Here is an 18,501-nt window from a genome sequence, read left to right as displayed (position 1 = left end):
GATTTATCCCTACGTTATTTGTTGAAAAATTGGGCAATATAAGTTTTATAAGCAAGGTAAGTGCTTTGCTTGCCGCTATTTGAGTGATGAAAGACAGGGAAGAACATGAAAGACGAAACGCTATCCATCCATTTTGGTTACGAAACTGACCCGACCACCAAATCTGTCGCGACACCGATTTATCAAACAGTCGCGTACGAGTTTGACAACGCGCAGCACGGCGCTGATCTGTTTAACTTGGAAGTGCCGGGGAATATCTACACTCGCATCATGAATCCGACTAACGATGTTCTGGAAAAACGCATGGCGGCGTTAGAAGGCGGCATTGCTGGATTGGTCGTGAGTGCGGGGAGTGCAGCGATTAACTATGCGATTCTGACCTTAGCGCAAGCGGGCGATAACATCGTTTCTACGCCGCAACTTTATGGCGGTACTTATACCTTGTTTGCGCACATGCTGCCAAATCAGGGTATTCAGGTGAAGTTTGCTAAAGATGACAAGCCAGAAAGTTTGGCCGAGTTAATTGATGAAAATACCAAAGCGGTGTACTGCGAGAGCATTGGTAACCCTGCAGGTAATATCATCGATTTAGAACGTGTGGCGGAGCTTGCTCACGCACAAGGCGTGCCTGTGATTGTGGATAACACCGTCGCGACGCCAGTGCTGTGCAAACCCATCGAGTTCGGTGCGGATATCGTAGTTCACTCTCTCACTAAATACGTTGGTGGGCATGGCACCACATTGGGTGGCGTGATTGTGGATTCAGGTAAATTCCCTTGGGCGCAGCACAAAGACCGCTTTCCTGTTTTCAACCAACCAGAACCTTCTTACCACGGCGTGGTGTATACCGAAGCGTTTGGTGAGGCGGCATTTATCGGGCGTGCGCGTACCGTACCACTGCGTAATACCGGAGCCGCATTATCACCGATGAATGCATTTATGCTTATGCAAGGGCTAGAAACGTTACCGCTGCGTATGGAGCGCCATACCGAGAACACACTCAAAGTGGCTGAATTCTTGGAACAGAATGACAAAGTCAGTTGGGTAAGTTATGCCGGATTGCCAAGTTCTGAACACTTCCATCTCGCCGAAAAATACATGAAAGGTAAGCCTTCTGCGATTTTGTCGTTTGGTTTAAAAGATGGTTATGACGCTGGTGTGCGTTTTTATGATGCTTTGAAAATCTTTAAGCGTTTGGTGAACATTGGCGATGCAAAATCATTGGCTTGCCATCCTGCATCGACGACTCATCGTCAATTGAGCGAAGCAGAACAAAAACAAGCTGGTGTGTCTCCAGAGATGATTCGTTTATCGGTGGGTATTGAACATATTGACGATATTCTAGCCGATTTAGAACAGGCACTAAACGCGTAAAACGATTCTGTTTTTAGCTTTGGGTTACCCATAGGCCAGCCTTTAAAAAAGCTGGCCTATTTTTATTTTATTGTTTAAATATCAAGGGTTTTAGTGTTTTTGGATTGTGGTATTCCAAAAGCTCATGGTGGATGAAATTTATTCCCTTGTCGCATTTGGGGTTGTTCCTGATGATGTGTGCAAATCTTACACATTGGAAGGGACTCAAATGTCTTACGTATTTCACCGTCATTGCCATGCCACGTTGCCAATCATCGATAAAGGTGAAGGTGTTTATCTATTCGATAAACAAGGGAAACAGTATCTCGATGCTTGTGGCGGCGCTGCGGTATCAAACCTTGGCCACAGTCATCAAGCCGTTAAAAAAGCTATGTTGGAACAGCTCGAGCGAGTGCCGTTTGCTCATACTGGATTTTTTACTAGTGACAGCAGTGAGCGACTAGCGGAATTGATTTGTCAGCATATGCCTGAGCAGTTCAACCATGTGTATTTAGTCAGTGGCGGATCAGAAGCGGTGGAGTCGGCACTAAAAATGGCGCGGCAGTATTTTGTGGAATCAGGTAAGCCAGAGAAGAAGCAATTCATTGCGCGTCAGCAAAGTTATCACGGCAATACGTTGGGAGCTCTGGCGGTCGGTGGTAATGAATGGCGACGTGAACCGTTCAAACCTATCTTGCATCCGAGTCATCACATTGCCCCTTGCTATGCTTATCGTTGTCAGCAGAGTCATGAGTCGGAATTGGATTACTCATTGCGAGCGGCGAATGAACTAGAGGCAAAAATTCTTGAGTTGGGGGCTGAGAATGTCATGGCTTTTGTCGCTGAGCCCATTGTGGGAGCCACCGCTGGAGCTGTGCCTGCGACTCAAGGTTACTTCAAACGTATTCGCGAAATATGCGACCAATACGATGTGTTATTGATCTTGGATGAAGTCATGTGTGGCGTTGGACGCAGTGGTAGTTTTTTTGCATTTGAGCAAGAAGAGGCAGAACCCGATCTGGTGTGTATGGCTAAAGGGCTTGGTGCGGGTTATCAACCTATTGGCGCGGTGGTTGCGAATGATCGAGTCTACCAAGCTATTGCCGGTGGAAGCGGTTTTTTCCAACATGGCCATACCTTTATGGCGCACCCTGTGGCGTGCGCTGCTGCCGTGGCAACCATTCAAACCATCTTCCAAGATGATTTATTAACGGCGGTGAATCAGCAAAGTGCTTTGCTGCGTAATGAGCTTACTTCTGAATTGGCCCATTTACCGTACATTGGCGACATTCGTGGTAAAGGCTTATTTTTTGGCATTGAGCTGGTGGCGGATAAAGAAAGCAAGGCGCCTCTGAGTAAAGCCACATTGGCAGACAAACGCATCAAACAGCAAGCAATGGAAAATGGCTTAATGTGCTACCCAATGGGCGGAACGATTGATGGCGTTAATGGGCACCATATCTTGCTTGCACCGCCATTCATTATTCAGCCTCACCATATTGATGAGCTAGTTGGCAAACTCTCATTAACGCTAAAAGAGGTAGCGAAGGAATGGAATTAGAAAATCGATGTATACGAGAGCCTATCGCTATTATCGTGGCCCCAAACGGTGCAAGAAAAACTAAGCACGATCACGCCAGCTTACCCATGACAAAAGACGAACTGGTTGCAGAGGCTATCGCTTGTCAAACGGCAGGGGCTGCCATGATCCATTTACATGCTAGAGACGCCAACGGACGTCATTCATTAGACATCGACGACAACATGGCAATTTACTATGCCGTGAAAGAAGCGGTGGGACAAAACATGATGGTACAGCTCACCACAGAGGCGGTGGGCTTGTATTCTCCGCCACAACAGATGGCGTTAGTTAAAGCTGTGAAACCAGAAGCGGCTTCTTTCGCATTGAGGGAGTTAATCCCTGATCGAGCAAGTGAGAAAGAAGGGTATGCCTTTTTCCATTGGGTGGCAGAAAACAACATCGTGAGCCAAATTATTCTCTACGATGCAACCGACATTGAACGTTATTTCCAACTGCGTGATGCGGGCGTGTTACCTAAAACGTATCAGCATGCATTAGTGGTGTTAGGGCGTTATCACCAAGCTCAACAGTCTTCGCCATGGGATTTACGAGGTTTGAATTTGGCGCATTTTGTCGAGGAAGAAATTCGATGTGCCATTTGTGCTTTTGGCGCGCGAGAGCAAGACTGTTTAGCGAGTGCGATGTTACTTGGATTCGATGTGAGAGTGGGGTTTGAGAATAACCACGTCGATGTGGCAGGCGAATTAGCAATCAGTAACGCGGCTCAGGTGGAAGCTCTACGCGATGTGGCGCATCGCTTTGCGATTCCTTTACACAGTGCGCAAAGTTTGCGTTCAGCTTTGAAGTAAATCTGCTCGCGGAAAAGAAAAAAAGAAGAAAGGAAAGTAAAAAGGCTCCATCGGAGCCTTTTCGGTATTTGTCGTTAGTTCTCAGTTTGCGCTACAGGTTGACGAGCGGGATGTTTGATAAACACCGCGACAATAGCCGCTATCGCTAATGCAAAACAGTAGTAAGAATTGGCAACTACTTCAAGTGGCGAGAGGTTGAACACGGAACCTAGCAGCAATACTTGAGCACCGTAAGGCAACACGCCTTGCACCACGCATGAGAAAATGTCTAACAAGCTTGCTGAGCGGCGAGGAGAGACATTATTCTCTTCCGCCAGTTGGCGAGCAACGCTGCCCGATACAATGATGGCTACGGTGTTGTTTGCCGTACAGCCATTGACCATTGATACCAAACCTGCAATACCTAGCTCGCTTGCACGACTGTTCGCATGCTTAGAGTGACTAGAGCCAAACGCGTGGATAAGGCTACTAACGAAATTTGTTAGAAAAGCAAGGCCACCTTGGCGGCGCATCAGTTCACTCAAACCACCAATCAACATGGATAACAAGAAGATCTCTTGCATGTTACCAAAGCCTTTGTAAACGTCTTGGGCTAGATTAGTCAGTCCGTAATTGTCAATCGATGCCAAGCTCACGCCGCCAGCCAAAAGGATACCAATCGACAGAACCACAAACACATTCACACCAGATACCGCTAGGATCAAAATAGTGATGTACGGCAAGACTTTTAGCCACTCAATATCGCCAGTTGCAGGCACTTGAGTCGCGGTGCTGTTGAAAGCGAACACTGCAATCGCGATCAACGCGGCAGGCAAAGCAATACGAATGTTCTCTTTAAACTTGTCTTTCATCTCACAACCTTGAGAGCGTGTCGCCGCGATCGTGGTGTCAGAGATGATAGAAAGGTTGTCACCAAACATAGCGCCGCTCAGCACAACGCCTGCGGTTAACGGTAAGCTCATCCCGGCTGATTCAGCAATGCCTAACGCTACGGGTGCAACGGCTGCGATGGTACCCATCGAAGTGCCCATTGCTGTTGCGATAAAAGCAGAAATCAGAAAAATGCCCGGTAAAATCATACTGGTTGGAATTGCGGATAAACCAAGGTTCACCGTTGCATCAACACCGCCAGAGGCTTTTGCTACCGCAGCAAAGGCACCAGCAAGCAGATAGATCATACACATTGCGATGATGTCTGGGTGGCCAACACCACGCATGAAGTGTTCGATTGAGCGGTTAAGTTTCTCTTTACTTAAAAGAAACGCAATGATGATGGCTGGTAATACCGCGATGGGTGCAGGCAGCTGGTAGAAGGCAAATTCCACGCCTTGCAAAGATAAGTAAGTGCCTACGCCAATAAATAGCGCAAGGAATACAATTAATGGGATCAGTGCGACCGCAGACGGTGCAACTGTTTTAGTTGTTTGTTGGGAACCGGACATGTAAACGACAATGTTAATAATAAGAGAGAAGAGCAGACTAATATCACATTTACGCATTGTCAACGTCTAGACGTCTAAATGGCTGTTTAAATTTTACACGTAAAGAAAAAGATAAAAGCTCGTGTTGCGTATCTCACTGATACCACGAGCTTTAGTTATGCGCTAATGAAGAGACTGTCGTTATTGCATTGATTTGGCTTTTTTGCGTTTAACAATACCTAAAACCATCCACGTAAATAAGACAGCAGCAAATGCCCATACCAGATATTTGTATTCGGTGTACAGGTTGCTCAACACGCTTAAATGTTCAAATGCAAAGTGAGTTAACAAGCTGAATACCAATACCCAAACCGTCGCCGCGAGGGCGTTACCGAGCAAAAACTCTCTACGTGGCATTTTCGCGATACCGCATGCAAGAGGCATAAATTGCTTCATTCCTTCAATAAAGCGGCTGACCACCAAGCACGTAGGGCCGTATTTCTGGATAGTCAATTGAAGCGTTTGCATCTTCGGGCCGGAAATGTAGCCTTTTTTATCTAACCACCCCTCAAAGTAATAACCGATTAAGTAGCCACAGGTATTACCAAAAAAGCAGCTCAGCCACGATACCATCATTACCATACTTAGGTTCATGACTTGTTCTGACGAGAGCAAAGATGCCGCGATCATCAGTGATTGACCAGGCATCGGGATACCTATCCCTTCTAGAAATATACTGACAATCAGCGCAACGTAGCCGTATTGCTCAAGCAAAGGCTTCATTGACATGAGAAGTTCGTTAATATGTTCCAAAAGCTTTCCCCTAATAAAAGCGGAACGAAGTTGGAGTGATACTCCGAATGTCCTATTGGGTCAATTCTTGTTTCTCACCGTTGAGAAAAACTGACATGCCTCTGATAATTGCGCAGAATCAACCTGCAGCTGGCTTTACTCGCCGCCACGCTCTTTGGTAGCGGCGAACTAGGGAGATCCTTATGACTCTTTGGCTTTGGTGAATGCGCCATACAAATCAAGGCGGCGATGACGTAAGTTGGTGACAGAGCCTTCGGTATTAAGCTGTTTCAACTTAGTCAAATCAACATCAGCGAAGATTATCATTTCGGTGTTGGCGCTTGCTTCTGTCAAGGTCGCATCGTGTGGGAAATAGATATCCGACGGTGAGAATACGGCAGATTGTGCGTACTGGATATCGACATTATCAACACGAGGTAAGTTGCCGACACTGCCCCCAATTGCAACGTAGCATTCGTTTTCGATGGCTCGTGATTGGGAACAGATTCGTACTCGTTGGTAGCCATTTTTTGTGTCTGTCCAGAAAGGAACGAACACAATTTGTGCGCCTTGCTCGGCGAGCATTCTTCCCAACTCTGGGAACTCGCTGTCATAACAAATCAGTATGCCGACTTTGCCTGCATCGGTTTCGAACACCTGAACATTGTCACCACCGTCGATCACCCAGTCTTTTTGCTCATGGGGCGTGATGTGAATCTTATATTGAGCGTTTATTTCACCATCTCGTTGCAGTAAGTAGGCCACATTATACAACTTGCCATCTTCGATGACGGGCATACTGCCAGCAATAATGTTGATGTTGTAGGTGACTGCCATCTGCGAGAAGCGGTTTTTGATCTCTTCTGTAAAGCTAGCCAAAAAGCGAATTGCTTCGACGGAATTTTGGTCGTTTTGCAAGCCCATCAGCGGCGCGTTAAAGAATTCAGGGAATAGGGCGAAATCGGCTTTGTAGTTCGCAAGAGAAGAAATGAAGAACTCAGCCTGATCGAGCAAGTCCTCTAAGTCATTCATGGCGCGCATTTGCCACTGCACAACACCAATACGAATCAGCGTTTTTTCTACATCATGGACGGATTGAATATCCTCTTCGTAGAAGAAGTTATCCCACTCCAGCAGAGTTGCGTAGCCTTTAGAAGCACTATCCTCTGGCAAGTAACCACGCATAATACGTTTGACATCGAAGTCGTTTGCAAGCTGAAAAGACAAAATAGGATCGTGAAGCTCACGGCGTTTTATCTTGTCGATGTATTCAGCCACGCTCAGTTCGTCAGCATATTTGTGGTAATTCGGGATGCGACCACCGGCTAAAATTGCTTTGAAATTCTTACTCCGGCAAAGTTCTTTACGCGCATCATACAGACGGCGACCTAAACGCAGCCCACGGTAGTCCGGGTGAACAAATACATCGAGACCATACATTGCGTCACCGGTCACTTGGTTTTGGATGACGTTGTTCTCGGTGATGATGTCGGTGTACAGGTGAGGAAGTGAAAACCGGTTGTAGTCCACTTTGATTGTTAGCGCTGCGCCGACAATTTTTCCGTTATCCTCAATACAGATTTGTCCATCAGGAAACTGATGAATAAGATCCATGATGGTCAGGCGTGGCCATGAGCCACCAACATCAGGAAAAACAAGGTCCATTAATTCCGCGAGCTCTGGGTAATCGGTCGGCTCAATGGTGCGTAAAGAGAGTCTTGGCGTGTTGCTGTCCATATCCTACTATCCATTTATCCTTTTTAAATAGTATGGATGAGAATGCCATAAATTTGAGCAGACAGATACCGAAGTCTTTGAGTTGTTTTGGTTTACCTAAACGAGTTTAAAGAAACAACATTAACTTAGCTTGCTCTTCAGCCATTCGTGAAATGCCACTACTTTTTTAGCTGAAAGTCGATAATTTGGAATCATCACGTAATAACCATAACCGCTCTGTAAAGAGAGGTTGAGAACATGCTGAATGTCCCCTCTTAAAATCGAATACTGCGCCATAAAATCAGGAAGCAAGGCGAGCCCTTTTCCCATTCTGACAGCTTCGCAAGCTAGGTAAAAATGTTCGACGCCTACAGGTTGATAGGTAACGGGAGATTCTACAGTGTAGACAGTTTTAAATTGCTCCCATAGCTGAGGGCGAGTGATTTGAGGTATAAACGGATAATTACTAACAGCGTGCACACTCTCAATTGCAGGAGCATTTGTGCAACCGACTAATAACAATGTTTCTTCGCACAGTAAGTGGCTGTATTCATAATGTGTGGATAATGGAAGGCAGCGAATATGTAAGTCACTTTCGTTGCTCGAATCTTTGACGTTCCCATCCCCGGTACAGACTCTTACTCGGATGTTAGGATGTTGCTGGTGGAAGTCATCAATATTAGGTATCAACCAAAGGCTGGCAAAAGAAGGGGTTACGTCCACGGTGAGTAATTCTTGCTTTGAATCTGACTGGATTAAGTTGGCAGTTGCATGCTGAATAAGCTCCAAAGCTTCTGTGACTTGCGGCAGGTAACGCTTGCCTTCTTCGGTTAACTCAATACCACTCGCCCTTCTTTGTATTAAAGGTAAACCCACCAATTGCTCCAGCGATGCGATTTGTTTGCTTACTGCGCTTTGCGTAATACATAGGGCATCCGCTGCTTTAGAGAAACTGAGGTAATTAGAGACCGCGACAAACGTCCTTAATGCTCGAATAGAAGGGTATTCACTGCCTTTTAACATACTTCAGTTCCATTAAACTCTGCTTAGGCAAAGAGTAGAGTATTCACGGCTTGAAGCAAAGTAAGATGCAACGTATGTGTGATTAGCTTCCTTTCTTATAAAAACTAGCTAAGCGTTTTTTGACTGATTAATCTACAAGAGTATTTTAGATGTTTATTTAATTTCTTTGAAAAATCTACAAATTAACAAGAATCTTTTTCACATCATCGATTAACCTCAATTTAGTATTGTTTATATAAAGTAAACAGACAGATCTTTTTTTCTGTTTTTGTTCGGCGTTCTTTAGAGGATTGTCAGTATTCTATAAAATTAAATATATTTTTCATTAATTTAAAGTTGGCATTGCATTTGCTCTTTACTATTCGAACCTTCAATGGAACTTATATTAGGAGAACGAAATGAAAAGCAATGTTGTTACTTTGATTAGCCTTTTTTCTTTAGCAACGTTTAGTACTTTATCACATGCTGCGGACTCCAACGATCATGGTGTATATGTTGGCGCCAACTACGGTTACTTAAAAGTTGATGGACAAGATGACTTTGATGATGACAGCGATGTTATTCAAGGTTTAGTTGGTTACCGTTTTAATCCTTACTTAGCGTTGGAAGGTGGTTACATTGATTTCGGTAGCTATGGTAATAACCTAGCAAATGCCGAAACGGACGGTTACACCGCAGCACTAAAAGTTACAGCCCCTATTGCTGATCGTGTCGACCTTTACGCAAAAGGCGGTCAAATGTGGTACTCGACGGATTACGACGTTGCGGGCTTCCAAGGCAACAAAGATGATGAAGGTGTATTCGCTGGTGCCGGTGTGGGTTTTAAAGTTACTGATAACTTCTTAGTTAACGCAGAATATATGTGGTACGACGTAGAACTCAATGCGGAGAATGTCGCGAACGGTGCAAACACGGAAACAGACTTTAACCAAGCATCACTAGGTGTGGAATATAGATTTTAATATTGTTAACAACTCTAATCCCTAATAAAAAGCGAAGCCTAAATAGCTTCGCTTTTTCTGAACTCAATCTAGTTGAGGATAATAGAGCGTTTTTTAGAATAATTGTTCGTGCCTTTTACTGTCACTCTACTATATTTAGAGCATTTCTAACATGGCTATCTAACCTTCTTACTAGTCTCGAAAAACAAAGTTTTATCACTCTATAAGTAATACTCGATAGGTCGATCGCTGCGCTACCTGACATTACATTCATGTGACCTAAAATACCGCGAACGTGTTCTGTATACTCGTTTTTTAGTTTTGAAATGTACGCCATAGCTTTAGCTAGTTGATCCCAAGCAGTAAGACCTACGGTCGCATCTGTTGTATTATATGACCCAGACCTGAAATTCTTAGTAAAGTCAAAGTTGAAGAGACTATTTTACTTACCCAACCATCAGTCATCCGAGCATTATATCTATTGTTGAAGTCAAGAAATACGTTGCGTTCTAGGTAAGCTTGAGATTTGGGTTGTAGTGCCGACCACTCATTACTTGTAGCGGTATTGACATAACCCGGAACAGATTTTTTTCCTAGTCCATGAGCGCAGAAGTAGATGCCAGAACTTCCATCTAGCCGATACTCAATACCACCGTGAGTAAATGGCCAAAGAGGAGACATAGGAACTGGAGTTGCATCATGAGTGCATTATTTAATTTCCATACAAGTCAGAGTCTATATAACCAAATAAGTTACATTGACTGTTCACGTAGTAGTCATCGTTTTCTTCATCATCAATTGAAAAAGCAAAGTACTTAAGAGGGTTCTCAGTGTCACAAGAAAGGTTAGCCATGTTATTTTTTACGTAATCCTCTATTTTATAACCATCAAAGCTTCCTTCCCAAATAATAGTACTTTCATCATTACTGAGTTCTGCGACTAAAACAATAGTTACATAGTGCTCAATAAGAGGAGTGCTTATGATGTTTTTATTTTCATAGACTGGAGAAAATTCAAAGCGACCAGTACTGTCTGTGAATGTTGATAAGTCTATTGATTTCCCTGAGGTGCTTAAACCAATACTAAGGCTAACCTTCAGGCTACTAAGTGGTTTTCCTTTCTTTGTTAACACACCATTGATTTTCGGTGTGTATTGATTAACGTGTTCGTCATTCAATTTACTTTCTTCAAAATTCATTACAATGCTCACTAATATGACGGTAATAATTCCAGCAACTTAATTTTTCACAACAATACTTTCATTTTGAAATTTAAAAATCTATATATGTTGTGTTTCTATTCAATATCTAAGGTTAATTTTGTAATTAGAGTTACATTATTTTTTGTAACTACTATTTGTAGTCATTACATCGATAGAGCTGTAATGAAACAAGCGAGTAGGGACTAACAATGAATGCATCAATCAATTCATCGAGGGAGGTGAGTATAGGCTTTAGACTTAGATCTAGTTATCTCTTAGAAAGGATAGGTAAGCAGAAAACTTTTAAGTTGCAGGGCTTTTAGTACCATGCTCTCTGCCTTTTTGATTAGTACTTATGAACTTCTTGTTTACTGATTAATACTCAACGAGTTTGTAAACCTACATGGGCCAAAGGTATGCGGTAATCTATGTAGTAAGATTTCAGAAAGCATGAATGTTTGAAAAAAGAGACTATTTTAGTTGATACAAAAAAGGCCACCCGAAGGTGGCCTTTTCCAAACGTTTGGTGGGCTGGCGTCATCTGAACTTCGGCTCTAGTGAATTGATTTAAAAAGAAAAATTCTATTTTTGCTTTTCCATTGGGTAACTTGTTGGGTACTAAAAGAAAATCTGGGATAAATTTGAAAAGTGTGATCAACTTTAAGAATTACTCTCTTTGGTATTCATTGTTCACCAACTAACACCACTGAAATGACCATAACTGTCTGTTTTGTCAATAGCTTTCTTCGAAAAACAATTAAACCTTTTGCATAACTGGTCGATAGTAGAAGTACGTCAAGATGGTTGTTTGACCTTTCTTAATACCGATATAAGTTTCAACAATAATAAACTAGGTATATCTCGTGGCAGTAAACGTCAATACAAATGTAGTTGCTATGCATGGACAGCATCGTCTAAGTCGGGTTACTGATAGACATGCTACGTCTATGGAGCGCTTGTCATCCGGATTGAAGATCAATACTGCTAAGGATGATGCTGCTGGTCTTCAGATCTCTAATCGGTTGCAATCGCAAAGTCGAGGAATGGACGTGGCGATCCGGAATGCTAACGATGGTATTTCCATGCTTCAGACCGCTGAAGGTGCTATGGGAGAATACACGGAAAACCTAATGCGTATGCGTGATTTGACTTTAAGGTATGCTAATGGTTCTCTCAACTCGGAAGATCGTGAGGCTATTCAGCAAGAATATAATGCATTAACAGATGAGCTGAATAGAATAAGTGAAACAACTAGTTACGGTGGACAACGACTACTTAATGGTATGAATAACCATAGAACATTTCAAGTCGGTACAGATAGCGGTGAGACTATCAGTATTGATTTGCCAAACTTAGGTGAAGAAGAGCAAGAAAGTACGACGAAAGAGCGTAGATTTGTAAGATATTCTGAATATAAGAAAGATTGGATCTCTGAACCTGGGGATTCGATTGTTATTCAGCGGATATCTTATGAATCTGATAGAGCGCATAGAACAGAAGATGTTACGTATGTAGATATTGAGCCCGGTTCTTCTATGACCGATGCTGCTGAACAGATCAATGATAGATTAGGCGATAGTGTACATGTATCAACGGAGCAATACGTTAGAAGTGATGGGGTAGAGTCTCAGCGCTTAGTTTATTACTCGCTTAATGCTAATGAATTTGTAGCTACAAGGCACTATCATAATTTTTATCCTCACAATCAGCATGATCCTTACGCAAGTGAGCAAGGGCACTATCATAGTGGAGAAGTAGAAATAACCAATAAAAGCATTATAAGTGCACTACCATCTCTAGATATCCCAGAACTAGCAGGCAGTGTGCTTAATAGTTTAGATAAGTTATTGCAATCAGTTGATTCAGAAAGAGCAAAGCTTGGTGCTACACAAAACCGTCTGTCCCACGCTATAAACAATTTATCTCAATCATCAGAAAACGTAGCAGCCAGCAATAGTCAGATTAGAGATACTGACTTCGCAAAAGAAACCAGTGAGTTAACTAAACAGTCTATCCTCAATCAGGTAAATACTTCTATTTTGGCTCAAGCAAATAGCTCCAATGTAAGTGCTATGAATTTATTAAACTGAGAAATCTTCATCTCGAAACACCTCTGATTCTCGTCTTAGGTGAGGTTTCTTGCGAATTATCCTCTTTGGACGACGACACTCGCCAATGAGCTGGGTTTGTTTTTGAACATAGCTTTCTTTTTTTAATCTTTCTACAAGTACGTCAGTCCATTTCTCTACCATTCTAAGACGATATTTTTGTGTATTGACCACTCTTTTGGCGATGAACGGTGTCTCATAGCCCGAATCTTCAAGGAAGTTAGATATAGCTTTGTCATTGAATCCTTGTTGCTCTTTGAACTTAACTATGTTGTGGATTTGCATCAGGTACAGAGCTTCTTTGCGGTTTGCTTTACCGTCAAAACTTCTGTCTAAAAAAGTACCAAGACAAAGTTCGATAATTGCGGATAAATTTTCACTGTTACGGAGTTCCTTACTTGAGAAGCCAAGTTTAGTTCCAATGGCATCAAGTTTGTCTAGTGCGACATTTGACACATGAATTCTCTTGGTTACGAGTCCTGAATCTTTTCTTCTTTGTGTTACATATTGTTGTCTTATAGCTGCATCACTTCTATGTTTCATAATCAATTCTCGTTCCTTATTACATCCTTTACGCTACACAATTTTTACATCTATTTAAATGCATTTTCAATATGAGACTCACAAAATAATGTTTTAATTTACTGTTTTATAGTGTTTTTTATGTTGTGAGTCTCACAAGTTCTTCATGATGACCTGTGAGGCTCACAAGGTGGTTTCTGTAGTTTGATACGATGTCACCATTATTTGAAACAGAGACAAAAGACATGGCGAATGAGAGATATATGAAAATTGGAGAGGTGTTAGAAAGAACTTCCTATAGCAGAGCTCAGATCTATCGCTTGATGAAATCAGGAGAGTTTCCAAGTTCATATCGACTTTCGAAAAACCGAGTTGCGTGGAAAGAATCTGAAGTGGATGTTTGGGTTGAAGAGCGCCAAAGTATTTTTCTATTACCACAATTAGATAAAGGGCAAAAGCTACTTGAAGAGGTGTGGAGAAGATGCAACTAGACATATTCTTATCTGGCACCAGATTAGAAGAGTGTGATTGGTTAATGAGCGAGTATGAAGCTTATTTGGAGAACGAGTATCGCATCGAGCTGTTGAGAAAAATGGCTGATCATGTCCATGGGAGTCTTGGTCGAAGATATAGTTGTGGTCGACTGCATGCGCTAGCAGACAAGCTAGAAGACTGCAATGAAGGTCTATACGAGTGTAAGAGTGTGGCGTGTAAGAAGTGTAATCGGCAGTTTAAAATAGAACGTGTCAATAACATCATTGCTTCAATTTTGCTTGATCAAGAGCAAACACAGAATGTTGAATACGGTGTCTACACTATAATTCAATACTCGCGCGGAGTAGATGCGTATGACTTCGTTGACTATGATATCCCTAAAGATAAAGACAGATTGAGAAAGCTTTTGTCTAGATGTGGTGTCGATGGTCCGGTACTGGGTTCGTTTGAGTTAGATTTTCATGGCTCGCCACAAAAATGGTTACCTCACTACCATGTTCTTATGCGTAAATCGGGTAATGAAGAGGCGATTGAACGATTAGCAGAGAAACTTACGAAGCTACACCCCAAGCATATCAAGCAAAATAGACAAGCTAGACCATTCATGAAGCAGGAGTTTAGAGATCCTCTCAAGCAGTTGAGTTACATACACAAGTTGGCTTGCTTTGAAGTTCGTGATTATCAATCGTTTTGGGGTAAGAATCTGACAAAAAAATATCGACTTAATAAGTTGATGTTCTGTGAGTCTCTTTGCTGGTTAGATGAACAAGATAGAAGGACGCTACCTTTTCAATGGCATGCAAGAGAGTGGTTAAAACAGTCCAAAGTGTAATCTACGATTTGTGTAGATTACACCAATATCACCTATCTCAATGGCTCAAATTAGAACTTTTAAGAAGCATACGATACAACACTAGTCTCTATAAATATCACTTCTTTACTCACTCCCAAGTTAAACTCATTTTTTAGTTTGAAAGCTAGATAAATCAAATAACTATGCTTTGTGATCTAGTTAAAGCAGAGCTGTTGTGATTTTCATTCACAATTAGACTAGAATGCTGCGAGTATAAACTCTGGCTCGAAAATAATGATAGTTCGCTGACTACGAAGCTTATATAAAGCGTTAAACTAACACATGCTAACAACAGGATAGGTGAAAGATGAAGATGCATACTCAAAGCCCTTTTTTCATGGCTTTAAAGCAAAGAAAAGACTTAGAAAAGTATGGTGAAAATGCTCATGCTTTTTATGCTTTAGAGTTGTTCTACAGTTTAGATGATGTCCATAGTGAGCTTTCTGAAGCATCTACAGAAGGTGGCGATGATTGTAAGATTGACCTTTTGTATGTTAGCCGAGAGAGTAAATCAATAGTTTGCTGCCAAGTTTACAAGTCCAGAAAAGATAGACTAAATGCTTTAGGAGGAAAGGGACAAGATCTAGCATTTGCCATGAGTGCTCTTCTATCCTTACCGGAAAGTGATATTCCTGACGGTATCAAATATCATGTGTTGGATGCCCGTGAAGCAATCAAAAACGATGACATTAGAGTGATTCATACATGGTACATCCATAACTGTCCTGAAAGTAGTAATGTGCAGGTTCAGATGGAGCCTGTATTGGAATCTGCAAGAGCTCAATTACGCGATAAATTTCCTAATATTGACGTAGATATCTCTATGAAGGAAGTGGGAATTGAAACGCTGGATGAGTTCTATAGAGCATCAAAAAGTGCAATTTTAGTTGATAATGAGTTTATTTTTGATAGTCCGCTTCCTGGGTTTAGAAAGCAAAGTTCTTCATGGGAGTCATTTATTACAACCGTTCCTGGGTCATTCCTATCAAGCCTTTATACTGAACATAAAGATGAATTGTTTAGTGCAAATGTCAGAGGCTTCATGGGAAGTAATAAAAAAGACAAAGACAAAAGAATTAACGCTGGGATACAAGAGTCTGCGACTAAAAATGCAAGTGATTTTTATGTATTCAATAACGGTGTGACTGCATTAGTATCTGATTACGAACTTGATATTACAGAAGAGAATAATGTTGGTGTTATAAAAAGCATCAAAGGCATTTCCATTGTGAATGGAGCACAAACAACAGGTTCTTTAGGTACACTTAAAGATGTTGATTTATCAGATATTGAAGTTGGTATTCGTTTTATTAAATGTGCTGAAATCGACAAAATAAAAAGTATTACACAAGCTAATAACTCTCAGAATCAAGTGATTCCATCAGACTTTAGATCTGGTGACTCTATCCAAACTAGTTTAAGAAATGGATTTAAAAAAATACCTTGTGCAGAATATGATGGTGCATTAAGAGCTGAGTTTAATGGTGATAAGAAGCTAAGAATTGACTCTCAAAGTGTAGCTCAGTGTTTGATGGCATGGCATGGTAGCCCATACCATAGCTATCATGATAAAACAAAAATATGGGAAGATAATGACTTATATGATTTAGCTTTTAGAAAAGACATCACAGCTGAGCATTTATTTTTTGTTGATACTTTAAGTGAAGCAATCGAGGAGTACAAACAAAAAGTATTAGACTTGAAGAAAGCAGGAGAACTTACGTCAGATGATAGAGAGGTTCTCAATTATATGAATATGAGAGGTTCTAAATTTCTTTTAATTCATGCTATTAGTAAATCATTCGAAGCCATTATTGGAAAGCCAATTAAAAATGAATATGGTATTTGTTTCAAAAATAGCAGTGACAAACATTTGTGCATTAAGCATTGGCAACCAGTATTAGATATCGCACTTATATTTACGCAGCAACTGCAACCGGGAGTGTCTGGAAGGTTGTCTGATAAACAAAAAATCATAAGTTCTGTTACTTCGTTTAGACAACAAATGTCTGCGATAATAAAAATGCAAAAGCCTCGGCCTTTCCAGTCTTTCGTTAAACAGCTAAAAAATTAAAAATATATTTTACAAGCCTTGGTTTAAATCAAGGCTTTTATTATATCTAAACCACAAAGTATATAGCAAATATAATAGTATTTAACTTTTATTTTTTAGTTCCCAGTTTTATGGGTGCACAGGTTGACTTGTAAAGTAGCATTAAGCTACTACCGCCAATGACACTCTTGATTGAGATGCGTTGACGATATGCTTACTCCACCAATCCATAAGGCCTCTTCTGCGTTCTAGGTAGTCTGTACGGTTATACGAACGCTGAGTGCTATCACCAATTGCGTGGGCAAGAGCAGCTTCCACCAACACGAAATCATGGCCATTCTCATTAAGGATCGTACTAGCCATAGCTCTCATGCCATGGGATACCAAGCGATCCTTAAAACCCATTCGCTTGAGTGCCATATTTGCGGTTTGACTATGCATTGGTTTTTTCGGATCTTTAATTGATGGAAACACATACTCGCTATTTCCCTTCATTGCTCTCATTGTCTTCAGCAGATTAATTACCTCTTCAGTTAGAGGTATACGGTGTTCCTTTCGTTTTTTCATTCTTTCTTTTGGTATGAGCCATACACGTCCTAGTAAATCAAATTCCTCCCATTTCGCGCCAGCCGCTTCATTTGGTCTTGTCATAGTATGAAGTTGAAACTCAATAAGGCAGCGTGTAGAGCGTTTAATACTCGCGTTTGCTAGTGCATTCATTAGGGCTGGTAGCTCATTTGAGTCCAGCTTTTTCATATTTTGCTTAGTGGGCTTTTTAAAAGCAGCTAGGATGTTGCTAATCGGATTTGCTTGCAGTAGTCCGCAGTTCATCGCATAGACCATAACTTCATTTAAGCGTTGTGTTAGACGTCTAACAGTTTCCAGAGAACCTTTAGCTTCTACTACCTTTAGAGTTTCGATTACGGACTGTGCTGTAATCATAGATATAGGTTGTGAGCTTAAAGTAGGGAAAACATGAAGTTCAAATGAGCGCCAGATATCCTTCGCGTAGTCTTCGGTTACTTCTGATTTCTTTCGTTCTATCCAATTATGTGAAACATTAAATAGTGTGTGCTGGTGTATAGCCTCGCTTTTTTCTTTCTCTTCTCTTTTATGGTGTTTTGGATCGATATCTAGTGCTACTAACTCACGGTAGCCTTCTGCTTTTTTTCTTGCATTAGCTATCGATAGTCTCGGGTATGTGCCCAAGGTCATATTTCCACGTTTTCCCGTAGCTGGACTCTTGTACACGAAACGCCATGATTTTGTTCCATTTGGCATAACTCTAAGTTGTAAGCCTTGGCCATCACTGAGCAATTGTTCCTTGTCAGTTGGCTTAATGCTTTTTACTTTTTTATCTGTCAGTTGAACTACACGTCTTGCCATCTCTTTATACTCGATTTAGTACCCAAAATATCTTGGATATGAGTATAGGGTAAATCATTGGGTACTAAAAACGTGAGCAGATATGAGACGAGATGAGACAGAATAAGACAGAGAAGTGAGTTAACTAGTTGAATTTCAGTGCTTTTAGATACAAAAAAGGCCACCTTCGGGTGGCCTTTTCCAAACGTTTGGTGGAGCTGGCGGGAGTTGAACCCGCGTCCGAAAACCGTTCATCATTGGTACTAC

The 18,501-nt window shown here is 41.5% G+C and carries 15 protein-coding genes and 1 other RNA gene; 8 read left to right on the top strand and 8 right to left on the bottom strand.

Translation table 11 applies throughout. The annotated features are described in order from the left end of the window. The first annotated feature begins 105 nt into the window (after positions 1 to 105). The 3 genes from R7041_RS16465 (at position 106) to R7041_RS16455 (ending at position 3,744) form a co-directional block, all read left to right on the top strand. Positions 106 to 1,374, top strand: a complete 1,269-nt coding sequence (locus R7041_RS16465) for an O-acetylhomoserine aminocarboxypropyltransferase/cysteine synthase family protein (RefSeq protein ID WP_005381677.1) — start codon at positions 106 to 108, stop codon at positions 1,372 to 1,374. A 208-nt stretch (positions 1,375 to 1,582) separates the two neighbouring features. Continuing rightward, positions 1,583 to 2,914, top strand: a complete 1,332-nt coding sequence (locus R7041_RS16460) for an aspartate aminotransferase family protein (RefSeq protein WP_042521241.1) — start codon at positions 1,583 to 1,585, stop codon at positions 2,912 to 2,914. Next, positions 2,905 to 3,744 carry a 3-keto-5-aminohexanoate cleavage protein gene (locus R7041_RS16455; protein WP_053302975.1) on the top strand — a complete coding sequence of 280 codons (840 nt, stop codon included), beginning with the start codon at positions 2,905 to 2,907 and terminating at the stop codon, positions 3,742 to 3,744. Before R7041_RS16460 ends, R7041_RS16455 begins: the two co-directional genes overlap by 10 nt. A gap of 74 nt (positions 3,745 to 3,818) precedes the next feature. Here the strand turns inward: R7041_RS16455 and R7041_RS16450 are convergent, their stop codons facing one another. From R7041_RS16450 to R7041_RS16435, 4 genes are all read right to left on the bottom strand, one after another. Beyond that, positions 3,819 to 5,186 (bottom strand): Na+/H+ antiporter NhaC family protein, encoded by a 1,368-nt coding sequence (locus R7041_RS16450; RefSeq protein ID WP_170890789.1) that lies wholly within the window; start codon positions 5,184 to 5,186, stop codon positions 3,819 to 3,821. Between the two features lie 180 nt (positions 5,187 to 5,366). Then, positions 5,367 to 5,954 carry a DedA family protein gene (locus R7041_RS16445; protein WP_005383738.1) on the bottom strand — a complete coding sequence of 196 codons (588 nt, stop codon included), beginning with the start codon at positions 5,952 to 5,954 and terminating at the stop codon, positions 5,367 to 5,369. 204 nt (positions 5,955 to 6,158) lie between these two features. Further along, on the bottom strand, positions 6,159 to 7,694 hold the full coding sequence (locus R7041_RS16440; RefSeq protein WP_005381670.1) for a bifunctional GNAT family N-acetyltransferase/carbon-nitrogen hydrolase family protein: 1,536 nt from the start codon (positions 7,692 to 7,694) through the stop codon (positions 6,159 to 6,161). A 120-nt stretch (positions 7,695 to 7,814) separates the two neighbouring features. Then, the gene (locus tag R7041_RS16435; protein ID WP_005381669.1) at positions 7,815 to 8,696 is read right to left on the bottom strand and encodes a LysR family transcriptional regulator; all 882 of its coding nucleotides are present in this window, start codon (positions 8,694 to 8,696) and stop codon (positions 7,815 to 7,817) included. A gap of 398 nt (positions 8,697 to 9,094) precedes the next feature. On the opposite strand from R7041_RS16435, the gene R7041_RS16430 reads away from it, so the two are divergent. After that, positions 9,095 to 9,658 (top strand): porin family protein, encoded by a 564-nt coding sequence (locus R7041_RS16430; protein WP_005383742.1) that lies wholly within the window; start codon positions 9,095 to 9,097, stop codon positions 9,656 to 9,658. A gap of 691 nt (positions 9,659 to 10,349) precedes the next feature. On the opposite strand, the gene R7041_RS16425 is transcribed toward R7041_RS16430, so the two are convergent. Further along, a complete protein-coding gene (locus R7041_RS16425; protein ID WP_047102125.1) occupies positions 10,350 to 10,835 on the bottom strand; it encodes a DUF6795 domain-containing protein in 486 nt (161 codons plus the stop codon). An 866-nt stretch (positions 10,836 to 11,701) separates the two neighbouring features. Here R7041_RS16425 and R7041_RS16420 point away from each other — a divergent pair. After that, positions 11,702 to 12,928 carry a flagellin gene (locus R7041_RS16420; protein ID WP_318114820.1) on the top strand — a complete coding sequence of 409 codons (1,227 nt, stop codon included), beginning with the start codon at positions 11,702 to 11,704 and terminating at the stop codon, positions 12,926 to 12,928. On the opposite strand, the gene R7041_RS16415 is transcribed toward R7041_RS16420, so the two are convergent. Further along, a complete protein-coding gene (locus tag R7041_RS16415; RefSeq protein ID WP_318114819.1) occupies positions 12,920 to 13,489 on the bottom strand; it encodes a hypothetical protein in 570 nt (189 codons plus the stop codon). The two genes, R7041_RS16420 and R7041_RS16415, sit on opposite strands and share 9 nt — an antisense overlap. Before the next feature lie 191 nt (positions 13,490 to 13,680). Here R7041_RS16415 and R7041_RS22745 point away from each other — a divergent pair, with 191 nt between their 5' ends. The 3 genes from R7041_RS22745 to R7041_RS16400 all read left to right on the top strand — a co-directional run bounded on the left by R7041_RS22745 (position 13,681) and on the right by R7041_RS16400 (position 16,890). Then, positions 13,681 to 13,959: a helix-turn-helix transcriptional regulator gene (locus R7041_RS22745; protein WP_411978880.1), complete on the top strand. Its 279-nt coding sequence runs from the start codon at positions 13,681 to 13,683 to the stop codon at positions 13,957 to 13,959. Beyond that, entirely contained in the window at positions 13,950 to 14,795 is an 846-nt protein-coding gene (locus R7041_RS16405; protein WP_318114818.1) for a hypothetical protein, read from the top strand. The genes R7041_RS22745 and R7041_RS16405 overlap by 10 nt, the downstream gene beginning before the upstream one ends. 328 nt (positions 14,796 to 15,123) lie before the next feature. Further along, entirely contained in the window at positions 15,124 to 16,890 is a 1,767-nt protein-coding gene (locus tag R7041_RS16400) for an AIPR family protein (RefSeq protein WP_318114817.1), read from the top strand. Positions 16,891 to 17,031: 141 nt separating this feature from the next. Here the strand turns inward: R7041_RS16400 and R7041_RS16395 are convergent, their stop codons facing one another. Further along, the gene (locus tag R7041_RS16395) at positions 17,032 to 18,255 is read right to left on the bottom strand and encodes a tyrosine-type recombinase/integrase (RefSeq protein ID WP_318114816.1); all 1,224 of its coding nucleotides are present in this window, start codon (positions 18,253 to 18,255) and stop codon (positions 17,032 to 17,034) included. A gap of 189 nt (positions 18,256 to 18,444) precedes the next feature. Further along, positions 18,445 to 18,501: a transfer-messenger RNA gene (ssrA, locus tag R7041_RS16390) on the bottom strand; the annotation flags it as partial.

Source organism: Vibrio sp. 1751, assembly GCF_033339895.1.
Lineage (GTDB): Bacteria > Pseudomonadota > Gammaproteobacteria > Enterobacterales > Vibrionaceae > Vibrio > Vibrio alginolyticus.
Note: the sequence above shows the minus strand (reverse complement) of the source record. Positions and strands in the feature narration are given on the sequence as shown.